This is a genomic window from Streptomyces monticola (assembly GCF_042665355.1).
GTDB lineage: Bacteria > Actinomycetota > Actinomycetes > Streptomycetales > Streptomycetaceae > Streptomyces > Streptomyces monticola.
Genome location: NZ_JBHTCF010000009.1, coordinates 236219 through 248357 on the forward strand (window position 1 = coordinate 236219; position 12139 = coordinate 248357).

At 70.5% G+C, this 12139-nt stretch carries 9 protein-coding genes and 1 pseudogene; 4 read left to right on the forward strand and 6 right to left on the reverse strand.

Annotated elements, in window-relative coordinates; translation table 11 throughout:
• Positions 1–5: 5 nt before the first annotated feature.
• Entirely contained in the window at positions 6–839 is an 834-nt protein-coding gene (locus ACFQVC_RS22300; protein ID WP_381832958.1) for a DUF1684 domain-containing protein, read from the reverse strand.
• A gap of 117 nt (positions 840–956) precedes the next feature.
• Positions 957–2183, reverse strand: a complete 1227-nt coding sequence (locus tag ACFQVC_RS22305) for a DUF5685 family protein (protein ID WP_381832961.1) — start codon at positions 2181–2183, stop codon at positions 957–959.
• 276 nt (positions 2184–2459) lie between these two features.
• On the opposite strand from ACFQVC_RS22305, the gene ACFQVC_RS22310 reads away from it, so the two are divergent.
• Positions 2460–2906 (forward strand): cell division protein SepF, encoded by a 447-nt coding sequence (locus ACFQVC_RS22310; protein ID WP_381832964.1) that lies wholly within the window; start codon positions 2460–2462, stop codon positions 2904–2906.
• A gap of 12 nt (positions 2907–2918) precedes the next feature.
• Here ACFQVC_RS22310 and ACFQVC_RS22315 read toward each other — a convergent pair whose 3' ends face one another.
• Together ACFQVC_RS22315 and ACFQVC_RS22320 are read right to left on the reverse strand one after the other, a co-directional pair.
• Positions 2919–4109, reverse strand: a complete 1191-nt coding sequence (locus tag ACFQVC_RS22315) for an acyl-CoA dehydrogenase family protein (protein ID WP_381832967.1) — start codon at positions 4107–4109, stop codon at positions 2919–2921.
• Between the two features lie 163 nt (positions 4110–4272).
• The gene (locus tag ACFQVC_RS22320) at positions 4273–6006 is read right to left on the reverse strand and encodes an MFS transporter (protein ID WP_381832970.1); all 1734 of its coding nucleotides are present in this window, start codon (positions 6004–6006) and stop codon (positions 4273–4275) included.
• A 227-nt stretch (positions 6007–6233) separates the two neighbouring features.
• Here ACFQVC_RS22320 and ACFQVC_RS22325 point away from each other — a divergent pair, with 227 nt between their 5' ends.
• Both ACFQVC_RS22325 and ACFQVC_RS22330 read left to right on the forward strand, forming a co-directional pair.
• Complete coding sequence (locus ACFQVC_RS22325; protein WP_381832973.1) at positions 6234–7391, forward strand: hypothetical protein; 1158 nt, start codon at positions 6234–6236, stop codon at positions 7389–7391.
• A gap of 308 nt (positions 7392–7699) precedes the next feature.
• Entirely contained in the window at positions 7700–8728 is a 1029-nt protein-coding gene (locus ACFQVC_RS22330; RefSeq protein ID WP_381832976.1) for a phosphatase PAP2 family protein, read from the forward strand.
• Positions 8729–8848: 120 nt separating this feature from the next.
• Here the strand turns inward: ACFQVC_RS22330 and ACFQVC_RS22335 are convergent, their stop codons facing one another.
• Positions 8849–9064, reverse strand: a complete 216-nt coding sequence (locus ACFQVC_RS22335) for an I78 family peptidase inhibitor (protein WP_381832979.1) — start codon at positions 9062–9064, stop codon at positions 8849–8851.
• A 417-nt stretch (positions 9065–9481) separates the two neighbouring features.
• Between ACFQVC_RS22335 and ctaD the strand changes: the two are divergent.
• Positions 9482–11173, forward strand: a pseudogene (gene ctaD / locus ACFQVC_RS22340) (aa3-type cytochrome oxidase subunit I); the annotation flags it as partial.
• Here the strand turns inward: ctaD and ACFQVC_RS22345 are convergent.
• A complete protein-coding gene (locus tag ACFQVC_RS22345; protein WP_381832981.1) occupies positions 11055–12098 on the reverse strand; it encodes a helix-turn-helix transcriptional regulator in 1044 nt (347 codons plus the stop codon). The pseudogene ctaD and the gene ACFQVC_RS22345 sit on opposite strands and share 119 nt — an antisense overlap.
• Positions 12099–12139 lie beyond the last annotated feature (41 nt).

Here is a 12139-nt window from a genome sequence, read left to right on the forward strand (position 1 = left end):
GGCGCTCAGGCCGTGGCCGGGTTCCGCTCCCCCGCCTCGACCGCGACGTCCAGGGTGTTCCCCGGCGGCGGCAGCGGGCACAGGAAGTGATCCGTGAAGGCGCACGGCGGCAGCAGCGCCCGGTTGAAGTCGACGTTCACCCGGCCGTCCCCGTCGGGCGCGGCGGGCCGCAGAAAGCGGAAGCGATAGCTGCCGCGCACGCTGCTCGCGTCGGCGAACACCGCCCACAAGGACCCGTCCGCCTCGACCGTCACCTGCAGCGTGTGCTCCACCCCGGCCAGGGTGAAGGCCAGTTCACCGCCGAGCCCGAGCCCGCGCTCCTTGCCGTCGGCGTTCGGCACCCGGACGGTGCTCTCCTTCGCGTACGGGGTGAACCGCCCCGGCACCGCGAAGTCCGCGTCGTACGGCGTGGCCTCGATACCGCGGAAGGCCGCCCGCGCAGGCGCCGCCGGGTCGAAGTCGCGTACCGCCCACAGACCTTCGCGGCGCAGCACCACGAACCGCCGCTCCCCGAGTCCGGCCCTGGCTCCGGCCACCGGCCCGGTGTCGGCGCCGAGCCGTACCTCGCACTCGAAGGGCACCCCGTCGAGGGTGAGCCCATCGGCCGCCGTCGCCGTCAGTACGACCGCTTCGCCCGCGTCTGCCCAGTGCCCGGGAATGGCCGGAAGTTGGCCTTCCGGATATTCCGCGAGCCAGTACGTGCCCCGCAGGGCCGGCGGCCCGTAAGGACCCGACACGGCCTCGGTCCGCTGCTCATGCCAGCGCCGCCACTCCTGCGCGGCGTCGGCGACGCCCTCGGCGTCCACGGCGCCCTCGGTGTCCACGGCGTCACTCGCCATCACTTCTCGGCCCTTCCCGCTCGCCCCCGCTGTCCGGTCGGTGAGCAAGCAGCCGTACCCCGCTATTCCCGGACCGGGACGCACGAGGGCCGTTCACGGCCCGGCGGTCAGCGGGACTCAGCAGTCACAACCGCAGTCGCAGTCGCAGCAGCCGCCGTCACTCCCGCCCTCGCCGCTGCCGCCACAGCAGTTGGGGCAGCAGCTGGAACAGTTGGAGCAGCAGTCGCACCAGCCGCAGCAGTCGTTGCAGAGCCCTTCCTTGCGCTCCCGGCTCCAGGGGTCCTCATGGCTGCCGCAGCACAACTGGCAGGTACAGGCGAGCCCCGCCCACACCAGACACCCGGCGATCAGCCCGCGCCGGCCACGCCGCGGCGGCTCGGGCGGCCCCGGCGGCGGCCCATGCGGTCCATACGGCCCACCAGGCCCGGGTGCATAAGGCGCGCCGGGGCCGGGCGGACCGTGAGGACCCGGCTGCTGATGCGCGCACGTACCCGTACCGAAGGCCCGGTCGACCGAGCGCGGCAGTTCGTGCACGAGCAGCGTGTGCGCGAGCCGGGCGTCGGTGAACTCGGCGTCCCGCAGCGCGAGACGCATTCCGTGCAGTGCGTCGTCCGCGAGCCGCCGGGCCTCGGCGAGCGAAGTCCCGGTCGCCGTCAGGGGGTTCCACGCACCGGACGCCGCGTCGGCCTCGCGGTCCTCCACGGCGTCGAGGAGGTGCGCGAGCCGCCCGAAGAGCCGCCCCGCCTCGGCGAGCGGCGCCGCGTTGGCCGGCCGTCCGGCGAGGTACGCGGTGTGCGCGAAGGCGGCGGCGGTCGCCGTCTCGGTCGGCTCGGTCACCGTGAGGAGCGGGGTGCCTGGCCCCGCCAGGGCCTCGATCCCGCCCTGCCGGTCCACCGCGTCGAGGAGCACCGCGGTGTCGAACCCGACCGCCGTGCCGGTGCGCGCCCCGGCCTTGTCCCAGCTCCGCGCCACCTTCCGCGCGGCCGCCGCCACCGGCCGCCGGGCAAGCAGCCCGTCCCGGTCCGCCACGTGATCGCGCACCTTGGCCGAGGCGAGCACGAGCGAGACCGCCGCCGCGAGCCGCGCTCCCTCGCCCTGCGCCACCGAGGCGCTGCGCATTCCGCGCAGCGGACAGGGCCCCGCGGTGCGGCGTCCGGCGGTGCCGCGCTCGGCCTGAGCCTCCGTCAGAACCGAGATGAGCAGCCCGTCGTAGTTGGTCACCACCCGCGCGAACTGACCGTGGTCACCGCGCAGCGCGAGACACAGCCCGCACAAATGCGCCATCCACTGCGCCGTGAGCCCTTCCCCGAGCCGGTGACTGCAGGGCCTGACGATGCCGAACACGACGGTTCCCCCGTGAATCGCTGATCCGTTGCGCCCGCATCGTAGCGAGCGCGCTGATCATCTCGACACGCCCGCCGTCACCCATACGCCTCGACAAATCATATTTCACTCACTGTCAGCAGCCGTACACGGCAATGCCCTTGGAGAATGGGGGTACGTTGTGCACCAGTACCGTCACGAAACCCCCGCGCGGCGACTATCCACTTGGCGTCGCATCCGCATCATGGACGACCATAGGGGTGCGGACAGCAGGAACCGCTGCGAGAGGAGGCGTCCATGGGATCGGTGCGCAAGGCGAGTGCCTGGCTTGGCCTCGTCGACGACAACGATGACGAGCGTTACTACGACGGCTATGAAGACGAGGCGGCCGAGGGCCCCGAGTCCGGTGACGCCTGGGTGACCGACCCGCGGGTGCGGGTGGCCACCGAGCAGGCGGAGGAGAAGGGCCGCCGGATCGGCACGATCGCCCCGGACGGCTTCCGGGACGCGCGTGGCATCGGCGAGCTGTTCCGGGACGGGGTCCCGGTCATCATGAACCTCACGGCCATGGACCCCGCCGACGCCAAGCGCGTGGTGGACTTCGCGGCCGGGCTGACCTTCGGCCTGCGCGGCTCCATCGAGCGCGTGGCCAACCGGGTCTTCCTGCTCACCCCCGCCGACACCCGGATCGTCAACGGCGAGGCGGCGGGCCGGCCTTCGGACGGCTTTTTCAATCAGAGCTAGCGGCAGGGCCGCTCACCGGAACGCGTCGAGCCCGGTGAGCGCCTTGCCGAGCACCAGCTGATGCATCTCGACGGTGCCCTCGTAGGTGAGCACCGATTCGAGGTTCGTCGCGTGCCGCATCACGGGGTATTCGAGCGAGATGCCGTTGGCCCCGAGGATGGTCCGCGAGGTGCGGCAGATCTCGATGGCCTCTCGTACGTTGTTGAGCTTGCCGAAGCTGACCTGCTCGGGCCGCAGCCGGCCCGCGTCCAGGCGGCGCCCCAAGTGGTGGGCGAGCAGGATGCCCTTGTGCAGTTCGAGCGCCATGTCGGCGAGCTTGGCCTGGGTGAGCTGGAAGCCGCCGATGGGCCGGCCGAACTGCTCACGCGTCTTCGCATAGCCGACCGCCGCCTCGAAGCATGAGCGGGCGGCACCCATCGCGCCCCAGACAATGCCGTAGCGAGCGTGGCTCAGACAGCTGAGCGGGCCGCGCAGACCGGTGACTTCGGGCAGTACCGCGTCGGCGGGGAGCCGGACTTCGTCGAGGACGAGTTCGCTGGTGACCGAGGCGCGCAGGGACCACTTGTGCTTGATCTCGGGGGCGGAGAAACCCGCGCTGTCGGTCGGGACGACAAAGCCCCTGATGCCCTCGTCGGTCTGTGCCCAGACGACCGCAACCCCGGCGACCGAGCCATTGGTGATCCACATCTTGCGGCCGGTGAGCACCCAGTCGGTGCCGTCCTTCTTCGCGTAGGTCCGCATCGCGGCCGGGTCGGAGCCGTGGTCGGGCTCGGTCAGACCGAAGCAGCCGATGGTCTCGCCGGCGGCCATACCGGGCAGCCAGTGCTGCTTCTGCTCCTCGGAGCCGAACCTCCAGATCGCGTACATCGCGAGGGAGCCCTGCACGGAGACCAGGGAGCGGATGCCGGAGTCGGCGGCCTCCAGCTCCAGGCAGGCGAGGCCGTACTGGACGGCGCTCGCGCCCGCGCAGCCGTAGCCCGTCAGGGACATGCCGAGGGCGCCGAGTCCGCCGAGTTCACGGGCCAGTTCACGGACCTGGGGCAGTTCGCCGCGCTCGTACCAGTCGGCGATGTCCGGCAGCACCCGGTCCGCGGCCCAGGTGCGCACGGTGCTGCGGATCGCGAGGTCCTCGGGGTCGAGCAGATCGTCGATGCCGAGGGGGTCGGTGGGGTCGAACGGCGGCAGGGCAGTGCGGGATGACATGACGGAGCCTCCGGGACACGGCGCGAAAAACTAGCAGTGGTAGTTACGGCGTGACGCCGACGTTACGGGCCAGTGTCCCGCGCGTCCAGAGCCGCCCGTGGGCGCTTCGACCGGAGCGTGGCGGTGATGAAGAAAGAAGCCGGAGGACTCGGCGCGGACGGATTCAGCCCGAGGACTCGGCGCAGACCGTCTCGCGGTCACGGGCCGAGGGTCCGGGGATCGCGCCGTTCTCCGTGGCGCCCTCCACAGCCTGGGCCTGGCCGTCTTCCGTGGGCGCGCCCTCGGTGGTCTCGCCGCCCTCGGTGGCCTCGCCGTCAAGGGACGGTGCCGGGCAGTCCATGGCGCGGGGCAGCTTCAGTGCGGCGAGGGCCCCGATCAGGAGCAGTCCCGCACTGGCGAGCAGCGTGACGTGCAGGCCGTGCACGAAGGAGTCACGGGCCGCGCTGCGCAGGGCCTCGCTCGCGGGGGCGTCGAGGCGGTTCGCGACCTCATAGGCCTCGCCCAGGGAGTGCCGGGCCGCTTCGACCGCGCGTTCCGGGACGCCGGGCACCGAGGAGAGGGCGGGTCCGTAGGCGGCGTTCATGACGCTGCCGATGAAGGCGATGCCTATGCCGCTGCCCAGTTGGTAGGAGGTCTCGCCGATCGCCGCGGCACCGCCGGCCTGGCCCTGGGTGACCTCGCTGAGCATCGACTCGTACGCGCCGAACAGCGTGGTCTGCAGTCCGAAGCCGAGCAGCACGAAGCCGACGAGGAGCAGCGCGAGGTTGTCCTTGTGACCCATGAACGTGAGCGTGAGGACGGCGACGGCGGTCAGACAGAAGCCGAGCGAGACCATCAGACGCGGGCCGAGACGCGGCAGGATCGAGGAGCCGGTGAGACCGCCCGCCATGGCGGCGAGGGTCAGCGGCACCATCCGGAGGCCGGTTTCGAGCGGCGAGAGTCCGAGCACCAGCTGCAGATACTGCGCGGCGATCAGCATCAGGCCGACCAGGGCGAGCATCGCCAGGATGATGCAGCTGACCGAGGTGCCGAAGGCGGGCCGGGAGAAGAGCGTGAGGTCGACCAGGGGATGCTTGCGCCGGCGCTGTCTGCGGACGAAGCCGATCAGGAGTGCGACGCCGAGCAGCAGCGGCACGACGGTCATCCCGCTGAGCACGCCTTCGCCGCCGCCCGCGCGCTTGATGCCGAGCACCACACCGAACAGACCGCCCGCGGCCATCAGCGCGCCCACCACGTCCCACGGACCGTCGCGGTCGCCGGTCGACTCGGGCAGCAGCCAGCGGCCGACCAGGAGACTGGCGAACATCAGCGGGATGTTGATCAGGAAGACCGCGCCCCACCAGAAGTGCTCGAGCAGAAAGCCGCCGAGCAGCGGTCCCGCGGCGGCGCCCACGGCGGCCACGGCGCTCCAGATGCCGATGGCCAGGGCGCGCTCGCGCCGGTCGGGAAAGACCTGGCGGACGATCGAGAGGGTCGCGGGCATGATCATCGCGCCGCCGAGGCCGAGCAGGGCGCGGGCGGCGATGAGGATCTGCGGGTCGTGCGCGAGCGCCGCCATGGCGGAGGCGACGCCGAAGAAGCCGTAGCCGAGCAGGAGCACCTTGCGGCGGCCGACACGGTCGCCGAGGGTGCCGAAGAGGATCAGGAGCGAGGCGCAGACCAGCGGATAGGAGTCGACGATCCACAGCAGCTGGATCGGCCCCGGCTTGAGGTCCTCGGTGACCGCGGGCACGGCGACGTGCAGGACGGTCGAGTCGATGGCGACGATCGCGAGACTGACGCACAGGACGATGAGGATGACCCAGCGGTTGGCACCTTCGGGGCGCCCGATGCCCGCTCGCTCCAGAAACCGGGATGCCGAAGGCCGCGCCGAAGCAGCCGTGGTCGTCCCGGACATCTGCGTACCTCCCAGTGATCCCGTACTCAAGCGACCGGCGGGGCAGGCGCCTCCAGGACCCGACCGCGCGTACGAGTGAGCAGCCAGCGTACGCGAGTTCACAGCTGAGGTGGGTGTCCCACCTCTCACGTAACTGAACGACGCACTGTGGCGTACGCCACGCCCTCCCCCTGCGATGACGACCGCCGGGGGGTATCCGGTTCCACGCGCCGCCCATAATCGAGCCCGTGACCGATCTTGATCAACGGGTTCCGACCGACCGACTCGCTCCGGTGCGGACCGCTCTGCGCCGGGCCGCCCCCGCGCTGCTCGCCTATGCGGGGGTGCGAGCTCTCGGCCTCGCCGTGCTCGCGGTGTGGTCGGCGGCGAACGGCAAGAGCGCGCACCAGCTGCTCACCGCGCGCTGGGACTCGCTCTGGTACACGCGGGTCGCCGACTTCGGCTACGGCTGGGAGGTGCGCCTGCCCGACGGCGGCGTCCACTCCAATCTGGCGTTCTTTCCGCTCCTGCCCTGGCTGGAGCGGGCGGTGTCGGCGGTCAGCCCGCTGTCGTACGCCGACGCGGGTCTCGTGGTGGCCTGGCTCGCCTCCCTCGCGGCGGCCCTCGGGATCTTCCTGATCTCCGAGCGGCTCCACGGCCGCAGGGCCGGGATCTGCGCCGTCGCCCTGTGGGCGGTGCTGCCGGTCGGCATCGTGCAGTCGATGGCCTACAGCGAGTCGCTGTTCACGGCCCTCGCGGCCTGGGCGCTGTACGCGGTGCTGCGCGAGCGCTGGGTGTGGGCCGGCCTCTTCGCCTCGCTCGCCGGGCTGACCCGGCCCGTGGGAGCCGCGGTGGTGGCGGCGGTCTGGGTGGCGGCGGTGGCCTTCTTCGTACGGGAGAGGCGCGCGCCCTGGCGCATGGTGCTCGGGGTCGTGCTCGCCCCGCTCGGGGCCGCGGCCTATGTGCTGTGGGTCGGGCAGAGGACCGGCGGCGGGCTCTTCGGGTATCTGGATGTGCAGGCGCAGTGGGGCAATGGCTTCGACGGGGGCCTGGCCTTCGCGCAGTTCATCGGCGAGAAGCTCACCTCCTTCCCGTCCGCCCTGGCCGGGGTCGGGCTGATCGTCGGAGTCGCCCTTGTGATCTGGCTGTACGTGCTGTGCGTACGCCGGGGCCAGCCGCTGCCCCTGCTCGTCTACTGCGGGATCGTCGTCGCGCTTGCTCTGTGCGCTTCGGGGTACTTCGGCTCGAAGCCGCGGCTGCTGCTGCCCGCCTTCCCGCTGCTGCTGCCCCTCGCGGTGGCCCTCGCCCGGCTGCGTAACTCCAGGTCGGCGGCGGTGCTCGGGACGGTGGCGGTGGCCTCGGCGGTGTACGGGGCGTTCTGGCTGAACGGATCGGGCCCGCCGTGACCGGCGACGGGAGCGGTGGGTTCCGGCCGTGATCGCCGCGGTCCGGCCGTGATCGCTCCGTGATCCGGTGTGCGGTCCGGCTCCACGATGGTGGAATGGAAAATTCCATGCCAGCTGACGGTGAACGAATTCAGACGGCACCTAAAAATGCTGTGAGTATTGATCAGTGGAATTGGGGCCCAAGGTCATCCGGGTTTACCGAAACGTCGGGAATAAAGTCCGCCCTGAGATCAATGCCACATCACATCGTCATCACAAAGCCACCGATTCGGCCTAGTGCCCCGCTCACTCGCTGTAGCGTCGATTGAGTGCGTACCGAACGAAACCTCACCCGTCTGGACCGGCTCTTTGCCCGGCTAGACCGGGAACCCGAACGGCCGGCGGGCCTGGATGTGCCCCGCATGAGCCCACACAGGATCGTGCTGCTCGGCTCGACCCTGGTCTTCTACCTGCTCATTGTCGTGGCCGTCATCAACACCTCCTGGCTGGTCCGGCTCGACTGGCAGCTGATGTTCTTCCGGCCTTACCAGCAGTGGCCGGAGGTGCACGCCTTCATCGACTACTACGTGGTGCTCGGCCAGCGCGGCCCCACCGCAGTGATGGTCACGGCCTGGCTCGGCTGGCGCTCCTGGCGGCAGCACACGCTGCGGCCGCTCCTGATGCTCGGCACCTCGCTGCTGCTGCTCAACATCACGGTGGGCGCCGCGAAGCTCAGCATGGGCCGCCTCGGTCCGCACTACGCCACCACCATCGGCTCCAACGAGATGTGGCTGACCGGCGACATATTCCCTTCGGGCCACACCGCCAACGCCGTGGTGACCTGGGGCATCCTCGCCTACCTCGCCTCCACCGCCCGCACCCGCCGCTATCTGTCGGCGGTCTCCGCCGTGGTCGCGCTCGGCGTCGGCCTGAGCACGGTCTATCTCGGCACGCACTGGCTGAGCGACGTCCTGCTCGGCTGGGCCGCGGGTCTCCTGATCCTGCTCGCGCTGCCCTGGTTCGAGCCGCTGATCACCCGGGCCGAGGCGTGGATCCTCGCCCAGCGCGACCGGCTGCTCTCGCAGTACCGCCGCACCACCCCGGTGTCCGCACCGGCCGGCGCCCCGGCCCTGTTCCCGCAGCGCGCCCCCGCCGAGGGCACCTCCCCGGCGCGTGAGCCGGTCGGCGCGGGACACACCGCACGGAACACCGGACACCTCGGCCAGCGCGGCCACGCGGTGCGCACGGAGCGCGCGCCGGCCACCCCGGTCGGCGGCGGCAGCCGCAGGGCCGCGCACGCGGACAGCGGCGCCCGCGTCGGCCGCTCCACCCCGGCCAGCCCGGTGACGGGCGGCTGACCCAAGGACCGCGGGGGCGGTACGCACAACTTTCCCCGCACGCAAAGGCCCCGATTCCCTTGTGGAACCGGGGCCTTCGCCTATGTTCCGGCTGCGTGACCGGGCCTGTCGGCCTGCCTGTCAGCCCTTCCAGCAGCGGGTCACGGTGTCGTCGCTGACCTCGAAGTTGAGCCGCCCCGCGAGGTATTCCATGGTGATGATCGTGCCCGGCGGCAGCGACCTGACGGTCGACCAGCCGCGCTCGCGGGCCAGCCGCTCGGCGCCCGCGGCATCGAGTCCGACGTACGACTCGGGGGCGTCCTGGGGCTCTGCGGGGGGTGTCGGTATAGGTGCCATACGGCCACCGTAGGCCGGGAGAAGGGGCCGGGGAAAGCTTCGGAGAAATCGGACAGTACGCGGATACCGAGGGTCACGCGTCCCTCATGGGTCACGCTTGTGTCACAGGATCGCCACACGCGTTTGCTGATTCTCGCTTCACACGTACGAGCGGTTCCGAATTCCCGCAGAAGCAGGCCACATACGCATACCGGGCACGGCAATTCAACGTCCGCGGTGTCGAAGATCCATTCCTTGATTTTCCGATTCCGGGAGCCTGCCGGAGTTTTGACGGGGCGTATGGAATTCACTGACTCCCCGCACAATCCGCACGACAGGGGGAAACTCCGCCGCGTACGCCCTCTGTTGGAGCCGGGGGCTCCGCGAGCATCATGGCCTGTGCCCGGAGCCCAAGCCGTGAGAAGCGAGGGAGCAGCGATGGGGACGGATACCGCGCAGACGGCCGCACAGCCGGAACGGATACGGCGGCCCGGGCGCGTGATCGTGGACTGGCTGACCACCACCGATCACAAGAAGATCGGCCACCTCTATCTGATCACTTCGTTCGGCTTCTTCCTCGTGGCCGGAGTGATGGCCCTGATGATGCGCGCCGAACTGGCCCGCCCGGGGCTGCAGCTGATGAGCAACAACGAGTTCAACCAGGCGTTCACGCTGCACGGCACGATCATGCTGCTGCTGTTCGCGACGCCGACCTTCGCGGGCTTCGCCAACGAGATCATGCCGCTGCAGATCGGCGCGCCCGATGTGGCCTTCCCCCGGCTGAACATGCTCTCGTACTGGCTGTTCCTCTTCGGCGGCCTCATCGTGCTCGGCTCCCTGCTCGTGCCCGAGGGCCCGGCCAACTTCGGCTGGTTCGCGTACGCGCCGCTCAACAGCCTGGAGCGGTCCCCCGGTATCGGCGCCGATATGTGGATCATGGGGCTCGCGCTCTCCGGGTTCGGCACGATCCTCGGCGCGGTGAACTTCCTGACCACCATCATCGGGATGCGGGCGCCCGGGATGACGATGTTCCGGATGCCGGTCTTCACCTGGAACGTGCTGTTCACATCGATCCTGATCCTGATCGCGTTCCCGGTGCTCGCCGCGGCGCTGCTCGTCCTGGAGGCGGACCGCAGGTTCCACTCCATGGTCTTCGAGGCGGAGTTCGGCGGTGCGCTGCTCTGGCAGCATCTGTTCTGGTTCTTCGGGCATCCGGAGGTCTACATCATCGCGCTGCCGTTCTTCGGCATCATCACGGAGATCATCCCGGTGTTCAGCCGGAAGCCGATCTTCGGCTACATGATGCTGGTCGGCGCGACCATGGCCATCACCGGTCTGTCGGTGGTCGTGTGGGCGCACCACATGTTCGCCACCGGCGCGGTGCTGCTGCCGTTCTTCTCGTTCATGTCGTTCCTGATCGCGGTGCCGACCGGGGTGAAGTTCTTCAACTGGACCGGCACCATGCTCAAGGGCTCGCTGTCCTTCGAGACCCCGATGCTGTGGGCGGTCGGCTTCCTGGTCTCGTTCCTGTTCGGCGGGCTCACCGGGGTGATCCTGGCGTCGCCGCCGCTCGACTTCCACGTCACCGACTCGTACTTCGTCGTGGCGCACTTCCACTACGTCGTGTTCGGCACCGTCGTCTTCGCGACGTTCGGCGGATTCTTCTTCTGGTGGCCCAAGTTCACCGGCAAGATGCTCGACGAGCGGCTCGGCAAGATCCAGTTCTGGACGCTGTTCGTCGGCTTCCACACCACGTTCCTGGTGCAGCACTGGCTGGGCGCCGAGGGCATGCCGCGGCGGTACGCGGACTACCTGGCGGCCGACGGCTTCACGGTGCTCAACACCGTCTCGTCGATCGGGGCGTTTCTGCTCGGCCTGTCCACGCTCCCGTTCCTCTACAACGTCTGGAAGACCGCCAAGTACGGCGAGAAGGTCGAGATGGACGACCCCTGGGGGTACGGCAGGTCCCTGGAGTGGGCGACGTCCTGCCCGCCGCCGCGGCACAACTTCCTCACGCTGCCCCGGATCCGCTCCGAGTCCCCGGCGTTCGATCTGCACCATCCCGAGTACGCGGCGATCCAGCGGGAGAGTCAGCCCGTTCCAGAGCCCGGGAGAGGCGGTCACGGGCCGACCTGAGGTGCTCGGTCAGCTCCGAAGGCTCCAGAACCTCAAACTCCAGGCCCAGGAGCATCACATGGATCACCATCACGTCCAGGCTCCCGGCGCCGGTGCGCAGCAGGCAGCTGTTCGCGCTCTCCGGCTCCAGGGTGCCGGTCGAGGGTGAGATCTCCGCGGCGGCCTCCTCCTTCGGCACGAAGAGCCGGATCACGGCCTCTTCGGCGTAGACCCGCCGCGAGACGCCCTCGGAGACATAGGCGGCCAGGTCCGCGGCGGGCGGGGTGCGGGGCGCGAAGCGCGGGCCGTGCGGTGGCCTGGGGGTGATCCGGTCGGCGCGGAACGTACGCCAGTCGTCCCGGTCCAGATCCCAGGCGACCAGGTACCAGCGGCGCTCGGTGCACACCAGGCGGTGCGGCTCGACGGTGCGGCGGGTGGCCGCGCCGGCGTGGTCGCGGTACTCGAAGCGCAGCCGCTCGCTGTCCCGGCACAGGTGGGCGAGTTCGGTGAGGACCTCGGGGTCGACGGCGGCGCCCTGAGGGCCGCGCAGCATCGGCACCGTGAAGGCGTTGAGCGCCCCGACGCGGCGGCGCAGACGGTTCGGCAGCACCTGCTCCAGCTTGGCCAGGGCCCGCACCGAGGTCTCCCCGATGCCTTCGATGCCCTGCCCGGCGGCGGTGCGCAGGCCGACGGCGACGGCCACGGCCTCCTCGTCGTCGAGCAGCAGGGGCGGCATCTCGGCGCCCACGCCCAGCTGGTAGCCGCCGCCGGTGCCCGGGGACGCGTGCACCGGGTAGCCCAGTTCGCGCAGCCGGTCCACGTCGCGGCGCACGGTGCGCGGAGTGACGCCGAGCCGCTCCGCGAGGTCCGGTCCCGACCATTCGCGGTGGGCCTGCAGCAGCGAGAGCAGGCGCAGGAGTCGTGCCGAGGTCTCCAACATACGGCCGAGTCTGCCAGCGGTTGCGGACAGGTACGGTCCGC

Bases quoted from the DNA above. Each gene is read 5' to 3' on its own strand.
- ACFQVC_RS22300 (WP_381832958.1), bottom strand. From the start codon at position 839: ATGGCGAGTGACGCCGTGGACACCGAGGGCGCCGTGGACGCCGAGGGC.
- ACFQVC_RS22310 (WP_381832964.1), top strand. From the start codon at position 2,460: ATGGGATCGGTGCGCAAGGCGAGTGCCTGGCTTGGCCTCGTCGACGAC.
- ACFQVC_RS22315 (WP_381832967.1), bottom strand. From the start codon at position 4,109: ATGTCATCCCGCACTGCCCTGCCGCCGTTCGACCCCACCGACCCCCTC.
- ACFQVC_RS22320 (WP_381832970.1), bottom strand. From the start codon at position 6,006: ATGTCCGGGACGACCACGGCTGCTTCGGCGCGGCCTTCGGCATCCCGG.
- ACFQVC_RS22335 (WP_381832979.1), bottom strand. From the start codon at position 9,064: ATGGCACCTATACCGACACCCCCCGCAGAGCCCCAGGACGCCCCCGAG.
- ACFQVC_RS22345 (WP_381832981.1), bottom strand. From the start codon at position 12,098: ATGTTGGAGACCTCGGCACGACTCCTGCGCCTGCTCTCGCTGCTGCAG.